Consider the following 25,231-nt stretch of genomic DNA (forward strand, 5'->3'; position numbering starts at 1 on the left):
TGAAATCCGATGAACACTCCGCGCAAACTCGACAAGCCGGACTTCGAGCAACTGTCCGAATTCCGCTATCAGATGCGGCGCTTCGAGCGCTTCTCCGAGCAGGCCGCGCAGAACGAAGGCATCACGCCGCTGCAATATCTGCTGCTCCTGCACATCAAGGGCTATCCGGGCCGCGAATGGGCAACGGTCGGCGAACTCGCGGAGCGGCTGCAATCGCATCATCACGGCGTGGTGGCGCTGGTCACGCGCTGCGAGGCGGCCGGGCTCGTGCGACGCGCGCAGAGCGAAGAGGATCGCCGTCAGGTGCGAGTGCATCTCGAAGCGCGCGGCGAAGAAGTGCTCACGCGCCTCGCCGCGCTGCATCGCGCGGAGATCAAGTCTCTCGATGGCGCGTTCCGCGTGCCGCAGATCGATTTCTGAATTCCTGGAGCGCCTTCATGGACCATCACAAACGTGACTTTTCGGTCAACGACCGGCTGCTGAAAATATGCGGACTCGCCGCCGTCATCGGCGGCATCGCCACGCTCGCGGCCGTCGTGCTCCTTGCGCTCATCCATCTGTTCACGAACCTGTTTTTCTTCGGCACGCTTTCGCTCGAGGACAACTCGCCCGCGCTCAATACGCTCGGGCCGTGGGTGATCGGCATTCCGGTGATCGGCGGACTGATCGTCGGCATGATGGCGCGCTTCGGCTCGGACAAGATTCGCGGACACGGCATTCCGGAGGCGATCGAGGCGATCCTGTTCGGCAAGAGCCGCATGTCGCCGAAGGTGGCGATCCTGAAGCCGCTGTCGTCGGGGATCGTGATCGGCAGCGGCGGGCCGTTCGGCGCGGAAGGCCCGATCATCATGACGGGCGGCGCGCTCGGCTCGCTGATCGCGCAATGCATCGACGTGACCGCCGCGGAGCGCAAGACGCTCTTGGTCGCGGGCGCGGCGGCGGGCATGACGGCCGTGTTCGGCACGCCGGTCGCGGCGGTGCTGCTCGCGGTCGAACTGCTGCTATTCGAATGGCGGCCGCGCAGCTTTCTGCCGGTCGCGCTCGCTTGCGCGGTCGCGGGCTTCGCGCGCGCGGCGGTATTCGGTACGGGCGCGCTCTTTCCGCTCGAAACGCCGCCGCCGCACATGATTTCGCTGCTTTCGTGCCTCGTGGCCGGGCTGTTGTCGGGCGCGCTGGCGTCGGGGCTGTCGGCTGCGCTCTACAAGCTCGAAGACCTGTTCCACAAGCTGCCGATTCACTGGATGTGGTGGCCGGCGCTCGGCGCGGTGATCGTCGGTATCGGCGGATATCTCGAGCCGCGCGCGCTCGGCGTGGGCTACGACGTGATCGGCGATCTGCTGCATCAGCACATCGCGATTCAGGTGGCGCTGTCGATTCTCGCCGTGAAGGCGATCATCTGGGTCGTCGCGCTGGCTTCGGGCACCTCGGGCGGCGTGCTCGCGCCGCTATTGATGCTCGGCGCGGGCCTCGGCACCGCGCTCGGCGCGATCCTGCCCGGCCACGACACTGCGCTCTGGCCGCTCGTGTGCATGGCCGCGACGCTCGGCGCGACGCTGGGCGCGCCGCTCACCGCGATCGTCTTCGCCTTCGGCCTCACGCACGATGCGAACGCGCTCCTGCCGCTGCTCGCCGCGACGCTCGTCGCGCACGGCTTCGCGACCGTCGTCATGAAGCGCTCGATCATGACCGAGAAGATCGCGCGGCGCGGTTATCACATCTATCGCGAATACGGCGTGGATCCGCTGGAGCGCCATCACGTCGATGAAGTCATGACGCGCGACGTGCTGACGATCGACGCCGCCACGCCGCTTTCCGACGTGCTCGCGAAGCATTTCGGGCCGCAGCAGGTGCACCGGGCGTATCCGGTGGTGCGCGACGGCGTGCTCGTCGGCATGCTGGACCGGGCGTCGCTCGGGACGTTGATCGGGGCGTCGCCGGTGGCGCAGTCGGGCGTCAGCATCGGCGATGCCTTGCAGCGCATGGAGCACGGCGCGCCGGCGTTCGCGCTGCCGGGCGAGCCGTGCCGCCTTGCCGCGACGCGTCTCGCCGTGCATGAACTGGAGCGCCTGCCGGTAGTCGCGGACGAGGCGTCGCGGCGGCTCGTCGGCATCGTGTCGCGCAGCGATCTCGTGAAGCCCGCGCGCGCGCACTTCGACGAGGAACATCGGCGCGAGCGCTTCAGGGGCTTTCGGCGGACGGCGCCGGCGCTGAAGAAGCACTGAAGGATACGAGGTCGGCGCAGAGATCGGCGAGCGGCTGCGTCCAGTCGCCCAGTTCGGTCTGACGATAGAGCCGCATCGACGGATACCACGGCGTGAAGCGCTGACAGTCGAGCCAGCGGCTGTCGCAGGCCCGCGACAGCAACACCCGCACCGGCCGATTCAGCGCGCCGGCGAGATGCCCCGTGCCTGTATCGATAGTGACGAGCAGATCGAGCTTCTCCAGCACGCGGGCCGTGTCGCCGAAGGTCGAGAGATGCGGCGCGATATCGGTCACGCCGTGGCGGTTCATGATCGCGCGTTCGTCGTCGCCGAGTTCGCCGACTTGCAGCGAACAGAACTGACAAGCCTGATTCGTCAGCAAGGATTCGAGCCGCTGAAGCGGCATCGAACGATACGGTTCGTGCCGCACGCCACTCGCGCTTCTCCAGATCAGGCCGATTTTCGGGCGCGTCGTTTCGACGTTCAACAGCGCATTGGCGTCATCGGACAAACGCTTGGCCGGATCGATGGCGATGCGCGCGGCGGGATTTTCCATCGGAAAGTATGGCGAGCGTTGATAGCGCGCGTAGAGACTGAAACCGAAGGTCACGCTATCGCAGCACGCGAGTTCGGCCGCGCGCTGCTCTTGCGTCGCCATCGACAGCCTGACCTGCTCGCTCTGTCGGAAGACTTCCTCCCAACCCGAAAATTGCTCGGAGACGATCATGCTCGCCCCTTCGCGCAGCAGCGCGTCGATGTAGCGCGAGAACTGCACGAAATCGCCGAAGCCGCCCTCCGCGGAAATGAAAATTCGCTTGCCCGCGACGGACTCGTCCATGCCGAGCAGCTTGTCCGGGAGCGCGCCGGCCCAATCGGGATCGGATTCGAGAACGAGTTGATGAAAGACTTCGGCATACGATCTGCCGCGGATCGTGCGATAGCGTTCGTTCGCCTCGTGAAACTTGCCGAGGGCGAACTGCACCATGCATAGCTCTTCGGTCAGCGCGTATCGATTGGCCTGCGAAAGCGGCTCTTCGAGTCCGAGCTTCAGGAATTTCTCGGCTTGCGCGTGCATCCCGAGAAAGCTCAGGTCGACGCCGAGTTGGGCAAGCCAGCAATCCGGGTTCGCCGACGCGGCGAGTTGCCCGGCGAGCGCACAGGCTTCGGCGGCGCGTCCTGCTGCTCGCAAAGTGCGGATGAGGTCGAGCGGCGCCATGTCTCGTATGTTGTCGATATCGGCCATGCTGATTTTTTGTAGGAAGGCTGCGGGCGGGAGGCGGTATGTTAGTTCCCCGATGCATCGCGAGCGCAAAAAAGCGTCAATCCAAGGTAGATGTATCGGCCCAATGGGGGAAGGCACTTTGCGTCAAAAGGCGTTTCGGGGAGAGAAAGAATCGTGGGTGGCACTGGGCTGTGCCGATGAAAGCATCGGCGTCGGATTGCGCGTTCGCTGACGAACGTTCGAAACGGATCGCCCGATGTTCTCTACTATGCAAACTCCCCCGCTGACATCGCCCCGCCCATGCCCAACCGCCGCGCTTTCCTCCGCCTGACCGCCGCCGCGCTCGCCACGCAGGCATTCGACACGGCACAGGCAGCCCAACCCATGCACACCCGCCCGATCCCGTCGACGAAAGAGCCTTTGCCCGTCATCGGCTGCGGCACCTGGCGCACCTTCGACGCCGGCGACGACCCCGCCCGCCGCCGCGAGCTCGCCGAGGTCCTGCGCGCGCTTTTCGCCGCGGGCGGCTCGGTAATCGATTCATCGCCGATGTACGGCTCCTCCGAAGCCGTCGCGGGCGCGCTGCTCGCGCAATCGCATACGCGCGACAAAGCGTTCATCGCGACGAAAGTCTGGACCGACGGACGCGAGGCCGGCATCGCGCAGATGGAGCAATCGCTGCGCTTGTGGCAGACCGATCGCGTCGATCTCATGCAGATTCACAATCTGCTCGACTGGCGCACGCATCTCGCCACGCTGCGCGACTGGAAAGCCGCCGGCAAGGTCCGCTACATCGGCGTCACGCATTACACGTCGAGCGCGTTTGCGCAGGTCGAGGCGGTGCTGCGCTCGGAGCGCATCGATTTCGTGCAGATCAACTACGCCGCCAACGACCGCGATGCCGAAGCGCGCCTTCTGCCGCTCGCCGCCGAGCGCGGCGTCGCGGTCATCGTGAATCAGCCGTTCGGCGGCGGATCGCTGCTCGCGGGCCTGCGCAACCGGCCGCTGCCGGATTTCGCGCAGGAAATCGGCTGCACGTCGTGGGCACAGCTCCTGCTGAAGTTCGTGCTGGGCAACCCGGCCGTGACCTGCGTGATCCCCGGCACCGGACGCCGCGAATACATGATCGACAACGCGCGCGCGGGCATCGGCAACTATCCCGATGAAGCGATGCGAAAGCGCATCGCCGATGCGGTCGCGTAAGGAGATGAGCATGAGCGATCCGTACGACCTGCAGCGTTTCGTCGACGCACAGGAAAGCGTCATCGACGACGTGCGCGCCGAGCTTTGCGCCGGCCACAAGCGCACGCACTGGATGTGGTTCGTGTTCCCTCAGATCGTCGGCCTCGGGCACAGCGCAATGGCGCAGCACTACGCGATTTCGTCGCGCGACGAAGCCCGCGCCTATCTCGCGCATCCCGTGCTGGGCGCGCGGCTCGTCGAGCTGACGCGTATCGTCAACGGGCTGCAGGGACGCACTGCCGGGCAGATTTTCGGCTATCCGGACGACATGAAATTCCATTCGTCGATGACCCTTTTCGCGCACGCCGCCGACGATCCCGCCGTCTTCGAAGAAGCGCTGCGCCGATATTTCGACGGCCAGTCCGACGAGGCGACGCTTTCCCGCCTGACATGACGGGCATGGCCGTTGCGCTTCGGGAAACGTCGACTTTTTCCGGGAGCGCAAGCCATGGGCCAATCCTTCAAGCTGCACGATCACGTCCGCTGGAATACGCCGCAAGGCGAAACGACGGGCCGCATCGTGCGCATCGTCACCGAGCGCACGACGCTCGACGGCCACACGGTCAACGCATCGCACGACGATCCGCATTTCGAAGTCGAAAGCGACAAGAGCGGCAAGCGCGCCGTTCACAAAGGCGACGCGCTCAAGCGGATCTCGCATTGACCGCGCGCACCGCACGTTCGCACTATTGCAGTGCGCGCGACGCCACCTGACACCGTTCCTGCAGAAACCACGATAAACGTTCAAACTTCTACCGCGCTGGAAGCTTGAATCGCGCATTTCAATTGAACCGGATTGCCCCAATCCTTTGAGGAATCGAACCAATGAAATCGAAACTCGTGGCACTGCTCGTTGCATCGTCGGCACTTGGCCTGACTTCCACGGCATCGTTCGCCCAAGTCGCAGGCACGCAGCCGCTCGGCGTATCCGTCGAAGTATCGACCGCCATCATCGATGGCTGGAGCATCAAGAAATCCGTGTTGAACAAGCCGGTCGTCAACGAACAGGGACAACGCGTCGGCGTCATCAACGACATCATCGTCGCGCCCGACAAGTCCGTTTCGTTCGCGATCATCGCCGCTAACAAGTTCCTCGGCGTGGCGCGTCACGACGTCGCGATTCCGATCGAGCAACTGGACGTGAAAAACGGCCAGTTCGTGCTCGCGGGCGCGACCAAGGAGGCGATCAAGGCGCTGCCCGAGTTCCAGTACAACAAGGTGAAGGCGACGCCGATCCCGCGCGCGCAATTCGAGCATCATTGATTCGCCGTAGTGCCTGACGGGGCGGCCGCGCGCCGCCTCGCCCGCATTCAACCGGAGCCAGCCGATGTTCAAAGCCCTCATCCTCGACAAACAGGACGACCGCACGGTCGCGTCCATTCAGTCGATCGACGAAGCCCGACTCGCTTCATCCGGCGATGGCGGCGACGTGCTCGTGCGCGTCGACTTCTCCACGCTCAACTACAAGGACGGACTCGCGATCACCGGCAAGGCGCCCGTCGTACGCACCTGGCCGATGGTGCCGGGCATCGACTTCGCGGGTGTCGTCGAGACGAGTTCGCATCCGGATTACAAGCCCGGCGACAAAGTCGTGATGAACGGCTGGGGCGCCGGCGAAACGCATTGGGGCGGGCTCGCGCAGAAGGCGCGCGTGAGCGCCGCTCATCTGATCGCGCTGCCCGCGAACATCACGACGCGCCAGGCGATGGCCGTCGGCACCGCGGGCTATACCGCGATGCTTTGCGTGCAGGCGCTGGAAAAGCACGGCATCGGCGCACAGGACGGCGACGTGCTCGTGACGGGCGCGAACGGCGGCGTCGGCAGCTTCGCGGTCGCGATTCTGGCAAAGCGCGGCTATCGCGTGATCGCGTCGACGGGCCGTCCCGAGGAAGCCGCGCGGCTGCGCGAACTGGGCGCGGCGGATATCGTCGAGCGCGCGACGCTTTCCGAGCCGGGCAAGCCGCTGCAGAAAGAGCGCTGGGCGGCGGCCGTCGATTGCGTCGGCAGTCACACGCTCGCGAACATCTGCGCGAGCCTGCGCTATGGCGGCGCGGTCGCCGCGTGCGGCCTCGCGCAAGGCATGGATCTGCCGGCGTCGGTCGCGCCGTTCATCCTGCGCGGCGTCGCGCTGCTCGGCGTGGACAGCGTCTACGTGCCGCGCGAGCGGCGCATCGCGGCGTGGCGGGCAATCGCCGATGAAGTGCCGGTCGCGACCATCGAAAGCGTCGCGACGACGATCCCGCTCGCCGATGCGCCCGACGTCGCCGCGCGTCTGCTGCGCGGCGAGGTGAAGGGGCGCGTGATCGTCGACGTGAACGCCTGAAGCGGCGTCAGAACGTGCTCCAGCCGTCGGCGGTGGCGGGCTGCGCCACGGCCGCTTGAGCGACGCGCGGCGCGGCTTTCGCAACCGGCGTGCGCGGCGCGTGCGCCACGCGCGGCGCGGCCTGCGTGATCGCAGCCGCCGCGCCTTCCACCGTGAAGAACGCGACCGCCTCGTTGAGCCTGCGCCCCTGCTCTTCGAGCGACGTCGCGGCGGCGGCGGCTTCTTCGACGAGCGCGGCGTTCTGCTGCGTGACCTCGTCCATCTGCGTGATCGCGAGATTCACCTGCTCGATGCCGCGCCCCTGCTCCGCGGACGCCGCCGCGATCTCCTGCATGATGTCCGTCACGCGCGCGACGGCCTGCGTCACTTCGGCCATCGTCGTGCCCGCTTCGCTTGCCAGCAGCGAGCCGTCGCGCACCTTGCCCACCGAATCCGCGATCAGTTCCTTGATTTCCTTCGCCGCCGTCGACGAACGCTGCGCGAGGCTGCGCACTTCGCTCGCGACGACCGCGAAACCGCGGCCCTGCTCGCCCGCGCGCGCCGCTTCCACGGCCGCGTTGAGCGCGAGAATGTTGGTCTGGAACGCGATGCCCTCGATGATGCCCGTGATATCCGCGATCCTGTCCGAGCTGTCGCTGATGCCGTTCATCGTGTTCACGACTCGGCCGACGACATCGCTGCCCTTCTTCGCGATATCCGACGCGTTCGATGCAAGCGAACTCGCCTGCTGCGCGTTCTCGGCGTTCTGACGCACCGTCGACGTGAGCTCTTCCATGCTCGCCGCCGTCTCCTGCAGGGAAGCGGCCTGCTCTTCGGTGCGCTGGCTCAGATCGGTATTGCCGGTCGCGAGCTCCTTTGCCGCGCCGCCGACCGCGCCGCTGCTTTCGCGCACGCGGCTCACGATGTCGGTGAGGCGCGCGTTCATCGTGGCGAGCGCGCGCAGCAAATCGCCCGTTTCGTCCTTCGTATTCGCGACGATGCGGCTCGTCAGATCGCCGCGCGCCACCGTCTGCGCGATGCCGACCGCCTCGCCGATCGGCGCCGTGATCGAGCGCGTGACCAGCACGCCGCCGATCACCGCGAAGAGCGCCGCCACCACGCACAGCGCGATCAGCACGTTGCGCTGCGTCCGATAGCTCGCCTGATCCGCGCGCACGATTTCCTCGCGGCGCGTCGCGGTGTAGGCCGCGTAGTCGTCGGTGGCCTTGACGAGTTGCGCGAGCAGCGGACGGCACTCGTCGTCGAGCGCCGTCACCGCTTCCTCGTGCTTGCCCGCGAGCGCCAGCCCGGCGATCTTCGTCGCAACGGGACCGTACAGCGCCTCCACGCGCATCATTTCGGCGGCGAGACTCTTCGCCTTGTCGCTCGTATCGCTCGCGCTGGCGAGCATGTCGTTGAGTTGCTTCAGGCGCGCCTGCACGTCCTCGTGGGCGCGCGTGGCTTCGGCTTGCTCGAGTTCGATATCGGACGGTTTCGTGACGAGCACGAGATTGCGCGCGGCGATCGCGCGGCGGTCGACGGCCGTGCGAATCTGACCGGCGACATCGGCGCGCGCGTTGATGCCGTTGACATAGTGCGCGAAGCCGTCCGTCGCGACGGACAGCGCGCGCAGCGACATGCCTGCCACCAGCACGACCAGCACCGCCAGAATGCCGAAGCCAGCGATCAGCCTGTTCTTGATCGTGATGTTCTTGAGGTTCATTTTCAGGGTTCTCTCAGGGTCCGTTCGGGGGACATACGGCGTCCGTGTGATCGCTTCGCGCGGCATACTGCTACGCGAGCGAACGATCGAGCGCAAAAGATGCGCGACGCTCTAAAGCTGATTACGGCTCACGATTTTTGGACTGAAGGGAAAAGATGCAAATAGTCTGCACTTTGTCCACGACGTTCGGTAATACCGTTACCATACAGATGCGCGAAGTTAGGTAAGCATTTCATTTTCTTTCCACGAACTTCTACATTCCGATGCCCGAGATCCTCGATCAGCGCACGCCCGGATTCGCCGATGCGCTCGCGACGCTTCCGCCGACGCCAACCGCCGGTCTCGCCACGAACGAACGCTACTGGGATGCGGTGCGCGCGCTGTGGCGTCACTCCGACGAGCTCATCAACCTTGAGAACGGCTTCTGGGGTGCGATGACCGAGCCGGTCAAGGCGATGTTCCATTACTGGACCGAGCGCGTGAACCGCGAGACGACGCTTCTGATCCGCCCGCATCTGATGTCGCTGTATCAGGGTTTGCGGGAGCGCGTCGCGATGGAAATGGGCTGCGCGGTCGAGGAGATCGAGCTGACGCGCAACGCGACCGAAGCGCTGCTCGCGCTCATCAGCGGCTACAACCGCCTCGCGCCGGGCGACACGGTGCTCTACAGCGATCTCGATTACCCGTGCGGCAAGGACGCGATGGAATGGCTGCGCGAGCGGCGCGGCGTCACGCCCGTGCGTATTACGATGCCGGAGCCCGCGACGCGCGAAGCGGTGCTCGACACCTACGCGAAGGCGCTGCGCGCGCATCCGCGCACGCGGCTCGTGCTGTTGTCGCACGTCTGCTTCGCGACGGGCCTCGTGATCCCGGTCGCGGAGATTTCGGCGATGGCGAAGGAAGCCGGCGCGGACGTGATCGTCGATGCCGCGCATTCGTGGGGGCAACTCGCTTTCGACGTGCCCGACTTGAACGCGCCGTTCGCCGCGCTGAACCTGCACAAGTGGATCGGCGCGCCGCTCGGCTGCGGCGCGATCTACATCCGGAAGGGACACGTCGCGTCGATCGATCCGTATCTCGGCGACCGCTCCTGGCCCGCCGACGATATCCGCGCGCGCGTGCATACCGGCTCGCCGAACTTCGCCGCGTGGTTCACGCTGCCGTCGGCGCTGGACGTGCATCGGCGCATCGGTGCGAAGGCGAAGGAAGCGCGTCTGCGTGCGTTGCGCGATGCCTGGGCGAAGCCCGCGAGCGAGCTTCCCGGCGTGCAGATCCTGACGCCGCACGATCCGTCGATGACCGCCGGCATCACTGCGTTCCGCCTGAACGGGCGCGCGACGAAAGCAGGTTGCGATGCGATCGTCGCCGCGCTGCGCGATCGCTTCGGCGTCTTCACGGTGACGCGGCCCGGCCCCGACGCGGGCGAAGTCGTCCGCGTGACGCCCGCGCTCTTCTCGCGCATGTCGGATGCCGAGCGTCTCGTCGAAGGCATCGCGGCGCTTGCGCGCGAAGCGAAGTAAGCGTCAGCGCGTCACCGGCCGTGCGTCGAGATGCTCGATCAGGCGTTCGAGCGCGTCCGAGCACGGCGCTTCGACTTTCAGCGCGAGGAGCGCGTCGGCGCGTGTCTTGCCGATGTTGATGGCCGCGATCGGCTTGCCGCTTTTCGCGGCCCACTCGCAAAAGCGATAGCCCGAATACACCATCAGCGATGAGCCGACGACGAGCATCGCATCGGCGGCTTCGAGCGAGCGTGCCGCGTCGTCGACGAGCGCGCGCGGCACGCTCTCGCCGAAGAACACGACGTCGGGCTTGAGCACGCCGCCGCAGCGCGTGCAGCCGGGCACGTCGAAGGCGGCGAAATCGAGATCTTCGATATGCGCGTCGCCGTCGGGCACCGCGGGCGCCGTATAGCCGACGAAATCCGGATTCGCCGCTTCCAGCATCCGCTGCACGGCCGCGCGCGTATGCCGCTCGCCGCATTCGATGCAGCGCACTCGCCCGATATTGCCGTGCAGCTCGATCACATCGGGATTGCCGGCGCGCGTGTGCAATCCGTCGACATTCTGCGTGACGAGCCGATGTACCCGGGAACGCGCGGCGAGCGCGCGCAGCGCGTGATGCGCGGCGTTCGGCTGCGCGTTCTGCACGACCGGCCAGCCGATGAGGCTGCGCGCCCAATAACGCCGGCGCGCGTAGTCCGAACCGAGAAAGTCCTTCAGCAGAATGGGCGCGCGGCCCGTGCGCTGGCCTTCGCGATCGCGATAACAGGGAATGCCCGATTCCGTGCTGATGCCCGCGCCCGACAGCACGAAAAGCCGCGGATACCGCTCGACGAATTCATGAAGCTGCTGCACTTGCCGTCCTTTTTTCGCTTGTCCGAGCGATTTGCTCTGGTGGAAATATAAGGCGAAACCGCCCGCGCCGCTGGCTGCGCATCCGGCCTTACCACTTTTTCGATATTGAAATTGGCTTGACCAAATCGGCGCGCATCGTTAGATTGACGGACGCCCCACTCCAACGACATATCGAGACATCCAGCATGCTGACCGTCATCTGCGAAACGCCCGGAACCCTGAAAGCCGAACAGCGCGAGAAACCGCAGCGCGCCGACAACGAAGTGCTGCTGCGCGTGAAGCGCGTCGGCGTGTGCGGCACGGACCTGCACATCTTCACCGGCAATCAGCCTTATCTGTCGTATCCGCGCGTGATGGGCCACGAGTTGTCGGGCGTGATCGAGGAAGCGGACGCATCGAGCGGGCTGAAGGCGGGCGACACCGTCTACGTGATGCCGTATCTGTCGTGCGGCAAGTGCATCGCGTGCCGTCAGGGCAAGACGAATTGCTGCGTGAACATTCAAGTGCTCGGCGTGCATCGCGATGGCGCGTTCACCGAATATCTGAATCTGCCCGCGCAATTCGTCCATAAGGCCGAGGGCGTCACGCTCGATCAGGCCGCGATGGTCGAATTCCTCGCGATCGGCGCGCACGCCGTGCGTCGCGCGGACGTGCAGCCGGGGCAGCGCGTGCTGGTTGTCGGCACGGGTCCGATCGGCATGGCGGCCATCACCTTCTCGCGGCTGCGCGGCGCGAACGTCACCGCGCTCGATACGCGCGAAGACCGGCTCGCGTTCTGCAAGCGCGAACTGAAAGTGGACGCGACCGTGCAGATCGGCGAGCAGGACAAGGAACAACTGTCGACGCTCACGAATGGCGAATTCTTCGATGTGGTGTTCGACGCGACCGGCAATTCGCGCGCGATGGAACGCGGCTTCGAATTCATCGCGCACGGCGGGAAGTACGTGCTGGTGTCGATCGTGCCGGATCGCATCTCCTTCGCCGATCCGGAGTTCCACAAGCGCGAAGCGACGCTGCTCGCGAGCCGCAACGCGACGCCCGAGGACTTCGAGACCGTGCTCGCCGCGATGCGCAAGGGCGAAGTGCCGACGGATGCGCTCAACACGCATCGTCTGACGCTGAGCGATGTGCCGACGCAGTTCTCGTCGCTGCTCGATCCGAAAGCGGGCGTTGTGAAAGCGATCGTCGAATGCTGACGGGTTGAATCAGGGCGCGCCGCGTACAAAGCGCGGCCGTCCTTGCGCGTCGTGCCACGGCTCGGCGCTTTTGCACCAGATTTCGTACTGCGGCGGATAAAGGCCGGTTTCATCGAAGATGCCGGTCGGCACCTCGATTTCGTCGACGCCGTCGAACGCCAGATAGACCGGCGATCCGCACAGCGGGCAATGATGCCGCCTGCCCGTCGCGGAGCTCGCCCACGCGACCGTGTCGCCCGTCACGGCAAACGCATCGCGCGGAAAGATCGCGTAAACGCCGAACGGCGCACCGTGGATGCGCCGGCACGTCATGCAGTGACACAGATTCACTTCCTTCGGCGCGCCCGCGACGCGCACCCGCACCGCGCCGCACGCACATCCGCCTTCGTGAAGCGGCTGATTCATCGGGTGAAGTAGCCGCGGTTCTGCATGCATTCGCTGTAGGCGCGCCAGTAGCGCGTCATCGGCGGCTCGGGCGGCGGCAGCGGCGGCATCTTCATGTCGCCGCCGTAGATCGCGTCGGATGCGCCGGATGCGCCCGCCGCCATCGATGCGGGCATCGCCGGCATGCCGGGCATCGCGCCGGATGCGGGATGCGGCAAGGCGGTCACGCCCGTCGCGCCGGACGCACCCGACGCGGCGATCGCCGCCGATGCGCCCGATGCAGGCGCCGCCGCAGACGCCGCGAGCGCACCCGATGCGCCCGCCGCACTCGCCGGCAACGGCGGCTCGACCGGACGCGGCGGCGTGAGCGTGCGCGTGTCGCGCTGCGCCTGAGCGTCGCGCGATGGCGCTTGCGACTCGCGCGCCATGTTCACTTTGGTCGTCTGATTGGCGTAGCCGTAGCAGGCGGCGTTATCGATCGATTGCTGCCACGCGCTCTGGCTGCGGCCTGGCACGGTGAGCGGCTGTTGCGCGAAGGCGGCGCCACACGCCGCGAGCAAAACGAATCCCGCGTAAGTGGAAGGTCTCATTGGCTTGCAGTTCCCCGATGCGGTTTTATTAGTCGTTGCAGTTTCTTGCGCCGCTCGGACACACTTCGAGCGACGCGAGTCTGCGCCGGGCCTGCTGTCAAGGATACCGCGCCCGCCGAACCGTCCACGCCAGAAGCACTGGCATCTTCCGCCAACTTTCAGACGATGCGCGGCGCGGCGCACATTTGCCGCGATGAACCGCGCATCAGAACTTCATGCCGACGCCAAGGCCGATCACCCACGGATCGATCTTGAGCGAGCCGAGATCGGCGCCGCCCGCCGATGCGCTCGTTCGCATCCAGATCTTCTTCACGTCGGCGTTGACGAACAAATTCTTCGCCACCTGTACGTCGACGCCCGCCTGCAACGCCGGGCCGAAGCTGCTGTGCTTGATCGACACCGGCGTGTCGCCCGCCTTGAGCTTGTCGTTGTAGAAGTACGTATAGTTCACGCCCGCGCCGACATACGGACGCACGCGCCCCGCGTGATTGAAGTGATATTGCAGGAGCAGCGTCGGCGGCAGCACGCCCACGCCGCCAAGCCCGCCGATGTTCGATGTCACCTGATGCCGCGACGTGCCGAGAATCAATTCCACACCGATGTCATCGCGGATCATGTACGTGAAATCGAGCTCCGGCACGATCGCGTTGTTGACGTTGACACCGAGCGTGCCGAGCGTGCCCCCCGCTGTCACATCGGGCTGAATGCTGATCGCGCGCAGGCGAACCAGCACATCGCCGGCGTGGATGCCGCCCATCGCATCGCTCGACGATGCATCGCCTGCCGCCTGCGCCGCGCCCGCGAACAACGCCGCGCATGCCATGACGATTGCCCCGAGACCCTTTCTCATTTTTAGCTCACTCACGTTAAAAGTGAGAATTGTCCGAGCGAGGGTCGGTCGCGCCTTTGACCACAATCAACGCGCGCCAGACGCGCGCCGCCTATCGCGGCAAGCCTTGCGCGCGGACAAGCATGCTTTACGCATCGGCGGGTCTGCGACCGCGCGCCACTTGCGGGCGGGTCCGCGCCTTGCTGAACGAAGAGAACGTGCAGAACAAAGGGAGGAAGCAGATGAGACCCACAATCGGCACACTCGGGCGCATGACGGGGATTCTTCTCGGCGGCACATTGGCCGTCGTGGCGAGCGCGCAGCAGGCGCCGCAAAAACCGAACAAGCTCGATTACGACAGTACGCCCGCGTATCAGGAGAAAAACGTGACGCCGCCCGCTGCGGCCGCCGCGAATGCCAGCGATGCGCTGAAGACGCGGCCGGGCAAGACGTCATCGGGCAAGGGCGCAGCGCCCGACCGGCCGAACGGGCTCGGCTTCGACTCGGGCGCGAGCGGCATGAGCAAGAAGCAGTAGATCACGCGTCGGCCGGCTTGTCCGGCCACGGCCACGTCGAATAGCGCGACGGCTTTTCCGCTTCCGCTGCCGGCGTGGCTTCGTGCACAGGCGCCGCGCTCGTTGCGACTTCGGAGAGATCCTCGCCGAACCACGGCACTTCCTTGCGCCGCTCTTCCATGTAGGCGTTCCAGCCCTTCGCGTTGTCCGCGAAGAGATCGTGCTTCACGGTGTTCGCCAGCATCGGGCGATTCAGCGTTTCATCGAGCAGCGCTTTCGGCCAAACGAAAAACGCGCCCGATGCACGGCGGATGAAATCGCGCGGCGGCATGGTCGCGTCGACGAAGCCGAGCAGCGTGAAGCCCGCGAGCGCGTCGTTGCCCTTCACCGCTTCGCCGATGCTCGCGTATTCGTCGGCGCATTGGCTCAGGCAAAACACGGACTCCAGCACGTCGCCGAGATGCAGCAGCAGTGCGCGTCGTTCGTAGGGATCTTGCGTGGCGGTCTCTTGTTTCGTCATTCGCTGTTCCGATATGTCGAGGGTGGATTCTGCGGCGCGCGCACTGTCGCACGGGCCGCGTTCATCTCGAATTTTAGCGAACCCGGCGTCACGCGTCGGCGCGCCAGCGCCCCGATCACTTCACAAAGCGCGTGCGAAAGCTCAGTCGATAATCATTCGGCGATACACCGAGCCGCCGCGTGAACACGAGCCGCATGCGGTCCGCCGTGCCGAAGCCGCAGTCGTAGGCGACGGTTTTCAGCGGCGTGTCGCCGCTTTCGAGCATATTGCGCGCCGCGTCGACGCGCGCCCGTTCGACGAACTCGTGCGGCGTCAACTGCGCGAGTTGCACGAAGGCGCGCGCGAAGTTGCGCTCGCTCATGCCCGCGACGCTCGCCATGCGCGCGACGGACAGCCGCTCGCCGATGTGCTCCATGACGTACGCCTGCACTTTCGCGACCGGCGACGTGTCGTCGGCGGGGGCGCTCAGATACGGGCTGAACTGCGATTGTCCGCCGCGCCGCTGCGCGAATACGACGAGCCGTTTCGCGACCGCGAGCGCGACTTGCGCGCCGTGATCTTCGGCGACGAGCGCGAGCGCGACATCGATGCCCGCCGTCACGCCCGCCGACGTGACGAGATTGCCGTCGCGCATATAAATGCGATCGAGTTCGACGCGTGCGCGCGGAAAACGCTCCGCGAGCCGCGGCGCATTCTGCCAGTGCGTGGTGACATTGCGGCCGTCGAGCAGGCCCGCGTGACCGAGCGCGAATGCGCCGGTGCAGATCGAGCCGTAACGCTCGCAGCGCGACGCCGTATCGACGAGCCAGTTGCAGAGGCGCGGATCGGGTTCATCGACGGGAAGGCTCGGACCGCCCGCGACGAGCGCCGTGCCGTAATGGCGATCGGCTTTGTCGAACGGCAGATCCGCGACGAGCCGCGTGCCGTTCGACGCGCGCACGATGCGCTCCTCCGGTCCGACAAGCGTGATCTCATACGCGTCCGAGGCAGCGATGAAGCCGTTCGCTTCCGCGAAGACATCGACGGGACCGGCCACATCGAGCGCCTGCACGCCCTGAAAGATTGCGATTGCAACTGTCGGCATCGGAGAGAAAGTCGGTGATGAGCGCGCGTGGCGGAAGACGGCGTGCGCCTGGCAGAGTTCGACGCGTCGTTTCGATTGAGACGCGAGCGCCTTTTGAAGAGACTGAAGGCATCGGACGCGCTGCGCGATTTTAGCAACGCACGACGCTTCGCGTCTTTCATCGACTCACATTCCGGAGCTTCAAACATGAGCGAAATCATCGCAGGCATCAGCATTCCCGACAGCCAGATGGCGCGCGAAGCCACGCAACTCGTACGCGATACGGAACCCGACCTGCTCTATCATCACTCGCGCCGCGTGTTCCTGTTCGGCGCGCTCGCGGGCGAACGCAAGCGGCTGAAATACGATCCCGAACTGCTTTATATCGGCGCGATGTTCCACGACATGGGCCTCACCGATGCATACAGCAGCCCGCACGACCGCTTCGAAGTCGATGGCGCGAACGCGGCGCGCGATTTCCTGCGCGGGCATGGCATCGGCGAAAGCGAGATCGAGCAGGTGTGGGATGCGATCGCGCTGCACACGACGCCCGGCATTCCGCAGCACAAGAAACCGGTGGTCGCGCTCGTCACGGCGGGCGTCGAGATGGATGTGCTCGGTCTCGCCTACGACGAGTTCAGCGCCGATCAACGCCGGCTCGTCGTTGCGGCGCATCCGCGCGAGGCGAACTTCAAGGAAGGCATCATCGACGCCTTCGCCAAAGGGACGATCGCCAAGCCGGAATCCACTTTCGGCAACGTCAAGGCCGATGTCCTCGCGCTGAAAGACCCGAACTACAGGCGCCTGAACTTCTGCAGCATCATCCTCGGATCGGCGTGGAACGATCAGCCGCACGATCATGCGACCTGCCGCAATCCTTCGCATCGACACGCGTAGTTCAGCGACAAACGCGATACGGACCCATGTCGACGTGAAAGTGCGTCTTGTGCAAGGCGTTGTAGTCGGGGCCTAATGTGGTATCGAAGGCATGACACGCGCCTTCGTGAACGCGGCGCAGGAACTGGCCGTCGGGCGACGCGGCATCGTCCCAACGAGCGAGCGTGATGCGGCGTCCGTCATCGAGCACGAAGCCGGTCAGATCGATGGCGTTCGCGCTCGCGTGCTGGCTCAGCGCCGCGTCCTGCTGATGATTCACATTGCGGCAAGCATAACTGCCGACATGCTCGATGCGCGCGATGCGCTCGCCATACGTATCGAGCGCGGCCGCCTGAAGATATTGATGCTCGAAGTAGGCGATGCCGAGCGCGAGCGGACACGTCGCGAGAAACGGCGCGCTGAAGCGCACGTCTTGCGATTGCGTGACGCGTACGACGCTTTGGAGCGCGCATCCGCCCGGTCCGGTCGCATCGGCCATCTCGCGATAGACGAGACCCGAGCGCGCGAGCGCGGCATCGCAGCGTTGCGCGTCGTGCATCGTGCGCCATAGTTTGAAGCGCGTGAGCGGACCTTGCGGCGCGCGCACGTCGAGCGGTGCGAAAGGATCGTAACGCTCGGGCAGCACGATGCGTTTCGAATAGACCGCGTAGCCGAACATCGCCGCGCCGGCGAGCAACGCGAGGAACAGCCATCCGACGATGCGTGCGATCACGCGTGATCGGCCGTGTGCGCCGCGCTCACGCGCTCGGCGAGCTTGGCGTCGTAGCTCGAATGTACATGCACGCGCTTTTTCTCGGGATACGCGTACGAATACGCCTTGCGCAACGCGAGCGACGCTTCGTGAAAGCCCGACAGAATGAGCTTCTGCTTGTTCGGATAGTTGGCGATATCGCCGACTGCGAAAATGCCCGGCCGCGACGATTCATAGTTGGACGTATCCACTTCGATGCGGCCGCCGCGCACGTCGAGATTCCATGTCGCGATCGGCCCGAGCTCCGACACGAGACCGTAGAGCGCGACGATCTTGTCGACGGCCAGATCGGTCGAGCCTTCCACCTGCTTGATGCGTGCGCCGCGCAGCACGCCATCGGGCGCATCGAGCGATTCGATCATGCCGACGACGAACGACATCTCACCGGCTTCGACCGCGCGCTTCATCGTCGCGACGGAATTCGCGGCTGCTGAAAACCCGTTGCGCCGATGCACGAGCGTGAGCTTCCTGGCGATGTCCTTCAATGCGAGCGCCCAGTCGAGCGCCGAGTCGCCGCCGCCCGCGACGATGATCTCCTTGTCCGCGAAATCGGCCGCGCGCGAGACGCTGTAATGCACGTCGCGGCCTTCGAGCGCGGCGGCTTCGGGCAACTGCAGACGCTGCGGAACGAACGCGCCGTTGCCCGCGGCGATGAGGATCGCGGCGCAATCGAAAGTCATGCCGTTTTCGGTAGTCACGGTCCAGCGATGATCGTCATCGCGCTGCGTGACGGATTGCACGCGTTGATCGAGGTGGATCGGCACGTCGAAGGGACGAATCTGTTCCAGCAGGCGATCGACGAGTTCGCGCGCGGTGCATGAGGGAATCGCGGGGATATCGTAGATCGGCTTGTCGGGGTAGAGCTCGATGCACTGTCCGCCGATGCGGCCGAGCGTATCGACGATCTGGCACGAGAGGCCGATGACGCCCGCCTCGAAGGCCGCGAATAGCCCGACCGGGCCCGCGCCTATGATCAACACGTCGGTTTTTATCGCTTCGCTTTGAGGTTCCATTTCGGGGTTCTTTCCTTGGCCTGCTGACTTTTTCAGCATTCTTCGGGCCACGATACAGAAAGCGTTCTCTCGCGGCAACGAAACCCCTTGCGGCTTAGCGGCGATTGCTTTCAGGCGTCAGGCGCGGGCATCGAAGGCTTCGTCGAAAGAAACGGTTCCGGCGGGGACTTTTTCGCTGAAAGCTAACGCCTGGAAGTATTCGGCGGGCACACCGGGGAGCGTGAGCGCGGATTCGGGTCGGAAGCCGAAGCGTCCGTAATAACCTGGATCGCCGAGCACGACGCAGCCCGCGGCGCCATCGCGCTTCAGGTGCGCGAGCGCTTCCTTCACGAGTTCGCCGCCGATGCCTTCGCGTTGACGCGCGGGCGTCACGGAAAGCGGACCGAGGCCGAACCAGCCGCTCGCGGTTGCGCTGATGCTGATGGGCGAGATCGCGATATGCCCAATGATGTCGCCGTTTTCCACCGCAACGAGGGATAGCGTGAGGCGGCCCGTTTTGCGCAATGCGTTGACGATGAACTGCTCGGTGTGGCTCGAATAGGGCATATCGAGAAATGCGGCAGTGGTCAGTATTTCGATCGCGTCGATGTCGCTGAGTTGCTCGTGGCGGATTGATGTGGATGCCTTCATAGCGTGCTCTGTCTTGCGGTGGTGAGGCGTGCATTCTAGCTCTGGGCTATGTCGCCGGATCCCGTTTTCGTGTCGGTCTGTTGGCGTTGCCCCTGTGCGGGGCGGCACTCACTTTCTTTGCCGCTGCAAAGAAAGTAAGCAAAGAAAGCAGCTTTTCAGGCCCGCGGTCACACGCAGTTTGGGTAGTTCTCTCATCGCAGATGGCACTCGCCTAAAGAGTGCCCTCATAGGCCTAACCCAGCTTGGATCGCGCACGGTCTGCCGCCCGAATGCGTTGAGCGCGCTGGTTCAGCACGAAAAAGCATCGGCACAGCGCTACGCGCTGCCGCCGGGCATTCAAGGGAAACCATCGGTTTGCGCACGCAGTGCGATAGCGATGTCACTAGCGAAGCACACGCATCCCCGATTGCCAAATCGCGCATGACCGCGGGCCTATCAGTAGCTGCTTTCTTTAGTTTTAGTTACTGCAGCCCCGCACAGGGGAAGTGCCAATAGACCGACGCGTAATCGGATTTGATAGAAGCCGAAGGCAAACCAAACATCACTTCGCATTCGCCCCCGAATTCAACTCCCGCGCGTAATACATGGCAGCAGCATCGATCTCCTCGGGCGTCATGTTGCGCGCGACATTGCGCATGACCCCATCGATATCGTTGGTCCGCGTCCCATTGGCAAACGCCAGCAACTGCGATTTGGTGTAAGCCGCCGGCAGGCCATCGAGCCACGGACTCCCCGCCTTCGTATCGATGCCCCCATGACACACCGCGCAAGGAGCGATATTTCTCATCGGCGCACCGTGCGCGACGATCGGCGGCGCAAGCGCACTGCTCACCTTGCGCTGCGCCGGCGGCCGCGGCAAGTTCGCGTAATACGCAGCGAGATCGCGCATGTCCTGATCCGAAAGATTCATCGCCATCGGCGACATCACCGCGTTGTTCCGCGCGCCCTTCTGAAAATCGATCAACTGCTTGTAAATCACCGACGCATATTGCCCCGCCAGATTCGGCGAGTTGGCCTCGCTCATGCCACGCTCGCCGTGACACATCGTGCAGCGTAGAGCCAGCGTCGCGCCACGTCCGATCGAATTCGCGCTCACCTTGTCGAGCAGTTGAGGCGTCATCTCCACGCTCGTCAGCTTCTCTTTCGGCTCGACCGCCGCGCCGCCCGCATACCACTCGCGCGGCACGCCCGCCGCGCTGCAGATCGCATTCCAGATGCCGGCGAACTGCGCATCGCGCTGCACCGAAGGCAGCCACACGAACCCTATCAGCGCCGATACCACCGCAACCGCGATCGTCCCCAATACGCTGACCGTGAACCAGCGATTGCGAAATGTGAAGAGGCGTTCGTCGCTCATCGCTGCGCTCCGATCGGCACCGCAGGCACCGCCGTGTCCGAACGCGCCAGCAACTGCGCAATCGGATAGCCGTAGTTGACGAGCGTAAGCCCGATCATCAGCACGAGCCACAGCGCAAAGCTGTTCAACGCCACCGGAAGCGTGCGCGGCTCATGCACCGCGCGGCTGAAGCGGAACGCCTCGGGCTGCACCAGCGGCGCGCGATGTCCCCTTATCAGCACGATGAAAAACAGCACCGCCGACACAACCAGAATCAGCCCGCCGACAACCGATATGACGACGGACAGCGCCTGCGCCGCAAGCGCCGGATCGTTGTAGTCGTAGAACGCCATGCGTCGCGGCATGCCAAGAATGCCGACGAAATGCCACGGAAAAGTCAGCACGATCATGCCGATGAACCACAGCCACAATTGCCAGCGCATCAGCTTCACGCTCTGCAATGCGCGGCCCGTCAGATGCGGCCACAGATCGTAGGCGATCACGAAGTACATGATGACGATCGCGCCGCCGAAGATCAGATGGAAATGCCCCGTCACCCATTGCGTGTTGTGCACGGTCGAATCGAGCTGATAGCTCATGTTGATGAGCCCGCCCGCGCCGCCGAAACCGAGCATCACGAACGAGAACGCGAGCGCAAGCATCATCGGGTTATCCCACGGCAACGCCTTGATCCAGCCGAGCGGGCCGCGTCCGCCGCGCAGCCGCGCCGCAATCTCCACCGACGCGCAGATCGTGAACACGGTCAGCAACGTCGGCACGGCGACGAGCGTCGTAAAGACCGAATGCATGAACTTGAAGCCCGAGCCGACTTGCGGATCGGCAAACAAGTGATGAATGCCGATGGGCATCGACACGACGAGGAACAGGATGAACGAGATGCGTGCCATCGCATCGCTGTAGAGACGGCCGCCGATCGCGCGCGGAATGATCGTGTAATACGCGATATACGCCGGCATCAGCCAGAAGTAGACGATCGCGTGCAGCGTCCACGAGAAGAACACGCGCGCGAGTCCCGCGTCGATGGTCGTCTTCCAGCCGATCGCGACAGGCAGAATCATGAACAGCACTTCGATGGCCGCGCCCACCGCCGTCCAACCCCACAGATACGCGCCCGCGACGGTCGCGAACATCGCGAGCGGGATCGGCTTGCCGCGATTCTCGCGCTTCCACGACGCGAGATTCACCGACATCAGCGCCACCCAGACCCACGATCCGACCACGACGAACACGACGCCGACGTAATAGAACACGTTGCCGATCATCGGCGGATAAAAGGTATAGAGCACGGATGCGAGACCCATCGCGACGGGCACAGTAGCCGTCACCGCGCCGATCGCGACGAGCCAGAAGCCGAGCCACGCGAAGCGCAAACCCACGAGCGGGCGCTTCAACGCAAGCTCGCTGACTGCATAGCCGAAGCCCATCGCGATGAGCGTCGGGAACGCGTAGCCCATCACCGTGCCGTGCTCCGTCACCGAGCGATAGTAAAGCTCCGGATTCTGCAGCCACGGATGCAGCGGACTGCGCACGAGCATCTGCCATGCGCCGAGCAGCAGCGCGACACCGAAGGCGATGAACGCCAGCCAGAAATGCGCGAGGACGAGGCGCTTGCTATTGAACACAGGACACTCTCCGCGAATTGGCCGGCATCTTGTCGGCCATCTGCATGAATTCGGCGCGATCCACCACCTTCACATGCGCCCACATGTTCTGATGCCCGGTGCCGCAATACTCGTGACAAGGCATCAGATGGTCGCCCGGCTTGTCGAAGGTCGTCTTGAAGGTCGAGACATAGCCCGGCTCCAGCATCGAATTGATGTTCGTGTCGGTGATCAGAAAGCCGTGCACGACATCCGAACTCGTCGCGCGGAACGTGACCGGCACGCCCGCCGGCACGACAAGACATTGCGGCGTGAACGAATACTGCTGCGCGACGATACGCACCGTCACGGAGCCGTCCGCCTCGGGCGCGCTGCCGAGATTGCTTTCGATGAATTCGCCCGATACGTGCAGCGTTTCCGGGCGGACCGTCTCGACGCGCGAGGGCGGCATCATCGCCCAGTGCACGCCGGTGTAGACGACCATGCCGACCAGCACGACGACGATCGCGAGCACGAGAATCGCCCAGCGCCGTTCGACCCGTTCGGCGACATCGTGCGAGCTTGGATGGATGGCCATATGCGACGCCTTAATGAATCACTGGATCACGCCGCGCGGCAGGAACACGGCGAAGTAAAAGATGAACCAGATGCCGATCACGATCGCGGTCGAAATGCCCGCGAGCGCGATCGCGCCCGACGGGCCGCGCTTCACGATCTCGTCGAGTTGCGCGTCTTCCTTCGCGAGTTCATTCGGGTCTTCGGTCATGGTGTCGTCGATGCTCAATGAAGTGGCGCCGAACGCAGCTCGTTCACTTCCTTCACGGAAACCGGCGTGCCGTGGTTGCCCCACGCGGTGCGGATATACGTGACGACCGCCGCGACCTCGACATCCGAGAGCGACTGCGCGAACGGCGGCATGCCGTAAGGCTTCGGGTTCTTGAACGTGCCCGGCGGATAGCCGCCGTTCAGCACCATGCGGATCGGATTCACCGACGAGTTCATCACGATCGATTGATTGTTCGCGAGCGGCGGGAAATCGGGTGGCTTGCCCTGGCCTTGCGTCGCGTGACATTCGGCGCAGTGCTGGTCGTAGACCTTCTTGCCGAGCGGCGCGAGATCCGAGCGCGCCTCGACGGCCGCCTGGCTCGGCGGCGCGGGCTTGTCGCCGGAACGCGCGGGCAGCGCCTTCAGATAGACGGCCATCGCGCGCACGTCTTCCTCGCTCAGATATTGCAGACTGTCGTAGACAACTTCGGCCATCGGTCCATACACCGCGCCGCGATTCGACACGCCCGCATGCAGCAGGCCGACGATGTCCTCCATGCTCCAGTCGCCGAGACCCGCTTCCTTGTTCGACGTGAGCGACGGCGCGTACCAGTTCTGGATCGGAATCAGCCCGCCTTCGAACGCCTTCGACTTCACATTGCCGCCGAGCGCGTTGATCGCGGTGTGGCACATCGAGCAATGACCGAGCCCTTCGACGAGATACGCGCCGCGGTTCCATTCCGCGGATTGCGTCGCGTCCGGCTGATACTCGCCCTCGCGAAAGAAGAGCGAACGCCAGCCGTACAGCAGCTCGCGTCGGTTGAACGGAAAACGCAATTCGTGCGGCCGGTTGGGCTGATGCACCGGCGGCGTGGACATCAGGAATGCATAGATTGCGTCGGAGTCGGCGCGCGTGACTTTTGTATAGGACGTATAGGGCATCGCGGGATAAAGCAGCGAGCCGTCGCGTGACTTGCCCGAGTGCATCATCGTGTAGAACTCGCCGGCGCTCCAGTTGCCGATGCCCGTCTCCTTGTCCGACGAGATGTTGGGCGTGAAGAGCGTGCCGAAGGGCGTGTCCATCGGACGGCCGCCGCCGAACGTCTTGCCCGCCGGCAGCGTATGGCACGCGATGCAATCGCCCGCGCGCGCGAGATATTCGCCGCGCTTGACGGTCGCGGCGTCGGCGCTCTGCGCGATGGCATGTTCGATCGGCGCGGCGCACGCCGCCATGAAGACCGCGACGGTCAGCGCTCGGAATGGGCGAAAACGGAGCACGTCGGGTCCTCGCTTAGTTGTGGACGCTGCCGCACGCGAGCGGCATCTTGAGCGAACCGGCGGCGACCGGCACCGGATCGGCCGGCGCGGGCAGCGTCGCGAGGTAGGCCGCGATCGCGGTGATGTCGCGGTCGGAGAGCAGTTTCGCGACCTGCCCCATGCAATCCGGCGCGACCGTCGAGCGCGTGCCGTATCGCCATGCGCCGAGTTGCGCGCTGATGTAGTCGGCATGCAGGCCGAGCAGACCGGGAATCGCCGGCTCCATGCCGGTCATCGACGCGCCGTGGCAGCTCACGCAGGCGGGCACGTTGCGCGTAGCGTTGCCCTTCGTGACGAGCGTCTTGCCGAGCTCGAGCGTCTTCGAATCGACGGTGACGGGCGACGGCGGCGGAAACGGCGGATGTTCGCTCGCGAAGTATTCCGCGATCTGCTTCAAATACGCGTCGGGAAGATACGCGAGCAGGTAATTCATCGGCGGATACTTGCGCCGGCCGTCGCGAAAAGCGAGCAGTTGGTTGTACAGATAGCCGACGGGCTTGCCGGACAGACGAGGGAAGTAGTCGTTGTCGGTGCCCTGGCCCTGCGAGCCGTGGCATGTGGCGCATCCCATCACGCGGGCCTGCATCGTGTCGGGCGCGCGCTCCAGCGGCGCGTTGTCGGCCGCGAACGCTCCGATGCTGAAAAACGCGAAGAGCGCGGACCAAAAGAATGTGCCGAGCTTTGCCACGTTTCGCACGTAACCCCCGTTGTCGATTTGCCGTGTTCGATGTGCCGGGCGCGTGCTGCTCGTCCGGCTCG

The 25,231-nt window shown here is 64.8% G+C and carries 27 protein-coding genes and 1 pseudogene; 11 read left to right on the forward strand and 17 right to left on the reverse strand.

The window, feature by feature from the left end; all coding sequences use genetic code 11:
- The first annotated feature begins 9 nt into the window (after positions 1 to 9).
- Positions 10 to 420 (forward strand): MarR family winged helix-turn-helix transcriptional regulator, encoded by a 411-nt coding sequence (locus tag QCE49_RS29555; protein ID WP_008353238.1) that lies wholly within the window; start codon positions 10 to 12, stop codon positions 418 to 420.
- 17 nt (positions 421 to 437) lie between these two features.
- Positions 438 to 2,222 (forward strand): chloride channel protein, encoded by a 1,785-nt coding sequence (locus QCE49_RS29560; RefSeq protein ID WP_250456802.1) that lies wholly within the window; start codon positions 438 to 440, stop codon positions 2,220 to 2,222.
- Here QCE49_RS29560 and QCE49_RS29565 read toward each other — a convergent pair.
- The gene (locus QCE49_RS29565; RefSeq protein ID WP_250456803.1) at positions 2,179 to 3,444 is read right to left on the reverse strand and encodes a glycosyltransferase family 9 protein; all 1,266 of its coding nucleotides are present in this window, start codon (positions 3,442 to 3,444) and stop codon (positions 2,179 to 2,181) included. The two genes, QCE49_RS29560 and QCE49_RS29565, sit on opposite strands and share 44 nt — an antisense overlap.
- A 279-nt stretch (positions 3,445 to 3,723) precedes the next feature.
- Here QCE49_RS29565 and QCE49_RS29570 point away from each other — a divergent pair, with 279 nt between their 5' ends.
- The 5 genes from QCE49_RS29570 (at position 3,724) to QCE49_RS29590 (ending at position 6,988) form a co-directional block, all read left to right on the forward strand.
- On the forward strand, positions 3,724 to 4,626 hold the full coding sequence (locus QCE49_RS29570; protein ID WP_008353233.1) for an aldo/keto reductase: 903 nt from the start codon (positions 3,724 to 3,726) through the stop codon (positions 4,624 to 4,626).
- Positions 4,627 to 4,636: 10 nt separating this feature from the next.
- The gene (locus QCE49_RS29575; protein WP_250456804.1) at positions 4,637 to 5,059 is read left to right on the forward strand and encodes a DUF1810 domain-containing protein; all 423 of its coding nucleotides are present in this window, start codon (positions 4,637 to 4,639) and stop codon (positions 5,057 to 5,059) included.
- 54 nt (positions 5,060 to 5,113) lie between these two features.
- On the forward strand, positions 5,114 to 5,329 hold the full coding sequence (locus QCE49_RS29580) for a DUF2945 domain-containing protein (protein WP_034471954.1): 216 nt from the start codon (positions 5,114 to 5,116) through the stop codon (positions 5,327 to 5,329).
- A gap of 161 nt (positions 5,330 to 5,490) precedes the next feature.
- Positions 5,491 to 5,928 (forward strand): PRC-barrel domain-containing protein, encoded by a 438-nt coding sequence (locus QCE49_RS29585; protein ID WP_008353227.1) that lies wholly within the window; start codon positions 5,491 to 5,493, stop codon positions 5,926 to 5,928.
- Between the two features lie 64 nt (positions 5,929 to 5,992).
- Positions 5,993 to 6,988 (forward strand): MDR family oxidoreductase, encoded by a 996-nt coding sequence (locus QCE49_RS29590; protein WP_008353225.1) that lies wholly within the window; start codon positions 5,993 to 5,995, stop codon positions 6,986 to 6,988.
- Between the two features lie 7 nt (positions 6,989 to 6,995).
- Here QCE49_RS29590 and QCE49_RS29595 read toward each other — a convergent pair whose 3' ends face one another.
- Positions 6,996 to 8,690 (reverse strand): methyl-accepting chemotaxis protein, encoded by a 1,695-nt coding sequence (locus QCE49_RS29595; protein WP_250456805.1) that lies wholly within the window; start codon positions 8,688 to 8,690, stop codon positions 6,996 to 6,998.
- Positions 8,691 to 8,953: 263 nt separating this feature from the next.
- Here QCE49_RS29595 and QCE49_RS29600 point away from each other — a divergent pair, with 263 nt between their 5' ends.
- Positions 8,954 to 10,210, forward strand: a complete 1,257-nt coding sequence (locus tag QCE49_RS29600) for an aminotransferase class V-fold PLP-dependent enzyme (protein WP_250456806.1) — start codon at positions 8,954 to 8,956, stop codon at positions 10,208 to 10,210.
- 3 nt (positions 10,211 to 10,213) lie between these two features.
- Here the strand turns inward: QCE49_RS29600 and QCE49_RS29605 are convergent.
- Positions 10,214 to 11,050, reverse strand: a pseudogene (locus QCE49_RS29605) (NAD-dependent protein deacetylase); the annotation flags it as partial.
- Between the two features lie 179 nt (positions 11,051 to 11,229).
- On the opposite strand from QCE49_RS29605, the gene QCE49_RS29610 reads away from it, so the two are divergent.
- A complete protein-coding gene (locus QCE49_RS29610; RefSeq protein ID WP_008353221.1) occupies positions 11,230 to 12,240 on the forward strand; it encodes a zinc-binding alcohol dehydrogenase family protein in 1,011 nt (336 codons plus the stop codon).
- A 9-nt stretch (positions 12,241 to 12,249) separates the two neighbouring features.
- On the opposite strand, the gene QCE49_RS29615 is transcribed toward QCE49_RS29610, so the two are convergent.
- The 3 genes from QCE49_RS29615 to QCE49_RS29625 form a co-directional block, all read right to left on the reverse strand.
- On the reverse strand, positions 12,250 to 12,645 hold the full coding sequence (locus tag QCE49_RS29615) for a GFA family protein (RefSeq protein ID WP_250435883.1): 396 nt from the start codon (positions 12,643 to 12,645) through the stop codon (positions 12,250 to 12,252).
- Entirely contained in the window at positions 12,642 to 13,214 is a 573-nt protein-coding gene (locus QCE49_RS29620; RefSeq protein WP_033537049.1) for a hypothetical protein, read from the reverse strand. Before QCE49_RS29620 ends, QCE49_RS29615 begins: the two co-directional genes overlap by 4 nt.
- 205 nt (positions 13,215 to 13,419) lie before the next feature.
- Positions 13,420 to 14,037 carry an OmpW family protein gene (locus QCE49_RS29625; RefSeq protein ID WP_250435981.1) on the reverse strand — a complete coding sequence of 206 codons (618 nt, stop codon included), beginning with the start codon at positions 14,035 to 14,037 and terminating at the stop codon, positions 13,420 to 13,422.
- 248 nt (positions 14,038 to 14,285) lie between these two features.
- Here QCE49_RS29625 and QCE49_RS29630 point away from each other — a divergent pair, with 248 nt between their 5' ends.
- Positions 14,286 to 14,579 (forward strand): hypothetical protein, encoded by a 294-nt coding sequence (locus QCE49_RS29630; protein WP_144403815.1) that lies wholly within the window; start codon positions 14,286 to 14,288, stop codon positions 14,577 to 14,579.
- Position 14,580: 1 nt separating this feature from the next.
- On the opposite strand, the gene QCE49_RS29635 is transcribed toward QCE49_RS29630, so the two are convergent.
- Positions 14,581 to 15,078 carry a hypothetical protein gene (locus QCE49_RS29635; RefSeq protein ID WP_250456807.1) on the reverse strand — a complete coding sequence of 166 codons (498 nt, stop codon included), beginning with the start codon at positions 15,076 to 15,078 and terminating at the stop codon, positions 14,581 to 14,583.
- Positions 15,079 to 15,193: 115 nt separating this feature from the next.
- Complete coding sequence (locus QCE49_RS29640) at positions 15,194 to 16,162, reverse strand: GlxA family transcriptional regulator (RefSeq protein WP_250456808.1); 969 nt, start codon at positions 16,160 to 16,162, stop codon at positions 15,194 to 15,196.
- A gap of 186 nt (positions 16,163 to 16,348) precedes the next feature.
- Here QCE49_RS29640 and QCE49_RS29645 point away from each other — a divergent pair, with 186 nt between their 5' ends.
- Entirely contained in the window at positions 16,349 to 17,038 is a 690-nt protein-coding gene (locus QCE49_RS29645; RefSeq protein ID WP_175979397.1) for an HD domain-containing protein, read from the forward strand.
- Position 17,039: 1 nt separating this feature from the next.
- On the opposite strand, the gene QCE49_RS29650 is transcribed toward QCE49_RS29645, so the two are convergent.
- From QCE49_RS29650 to QCE49_RS29690, 9 genes are all read right to left on the reverse strand, one after another.
- Positions 17,040 to 17,750 (reverse strand): extensin family protein, encoded by a 711-nt coding sequence (locus tag QCE49_RS29650; protein ID WP_008353209.1) that lies wholly within the window; start codon positions 17,748 to 17,750, stop codon positions 17,040 to 17,042.
- On the reverse strand, positions 17,747 to 18,802 hold the full coding sequence (locus QCE49_RS29655) for an NAD(P)/FAD-dependent oxidoreductase (protein WP_175979399.1): 1,056 nt from the start codon (positions 18,800 to 18,802) through the stop codon (positions 17,747 to 17,749). Before QCE49_RS29655 ends, QCE49_RS29650 begins: the two co-directional genes overlap by 4 nt.
- 117 nt (positions 18,803 to 18,919) lie before the next feature.
- Positions 18,920 to 19,432 carry a GNAT family N-acetyltransferase gene (locus QCE49_RS29660; RefSeq protein WP_250440648.1) on the reverse strand — a complete coding sequence of 171 codons (513 nt, stop codon included), beginning with the start codon at positions 19,430 to 19,432 and terminating at the stop codon, positions 18,920 to 18,922.
- Positions 19,433 to 19,973: 541 nt separating this feature from the next.
- A complete protein-coding gene (locus QCE49_RS29665) occupies positions 19,974 to 20,789 on the reverse strand; it encodes a cytochrome c (RefSeq protein ID WP_250435891.1) in 816 nt (271 codons plus the stop codon).
- Positions 20,786 to 22,411, reverse strand: a complete 1,626-nt coding sequence (locus QCE49_RS29670) for a b(o/a)3-type cytochrome-c oxidase subunit 1 (protein ID WP_008353201.1) — start codon at positions 22,409 to 22,411, stop codon at positions 20,786 to 20,788. The genes QCE49_RS29665 and QCE49_RS29670 overlap by 4 nt, the downstream gene beginning before the upstream one ends.
- Entirely contained in the window at positions 22,401 to 22,967 is a 567-nt protein-coding gene (locus tag QCE49_RS29675; protein ID WP_175979402.1) for a cupredoxin domain-containing protein, read from the reverse strand. The genes QCE49_RS29670 and QCE49_RS29675 overlap by 11 nt, the downstream gene beginning before the upstream one ends.
- 18 nt (positions 22,968 to 22,985) lie before the next feature.
- A complete protein-coding gene (locus QCE49_RS29680) occupies positions 22,986 to 23,156 on the reverse strand; it encodes a hypothetical protein (RefSeq protein ID WP_033537070.1) in 171 nt (56 codons plus the stop codon).
- Positions 23,157 to 23,170: 14 nt separating this feature from the next.
- Positions 23,171 to 24,388 (reverse strand): cytochrome c, encoded by a 1,218-nt coding sequence (locus QCE49_RS29685; RefSeq protein ID WP_250456872.1) that lies wholly within the window; start codon positions 24,386 to 24,388, stop codon positions 23,171 to 23,173.
- Between the two features lie 58 nt (positions 24,389 to 24,446).
- Positions 24,447 to 25,058: a c-type cytochrome gene (locus QCE49_RS29690; protein ID WP_250456873.1), complete on the reverse strand. Its 612-nt coding sequence runs from the start codon at positions 25,056 to 25,058 to the stop codon at positions 24,447 to 24,449.
- Positions 25,059 to 25,231: the final 173 nt, after the last annotated feature.

Source organism: Caballeronia sp. LZ008 (genome assembly GCF_031451435.1).
Classification (GTDB): domain Bacteria; phylum Pseudomonadota; class Gammaproteobacteria; order Burkholderiales; family Burkholderiaceae; genus Caballeronia; species Caballeronia zhejiangensis.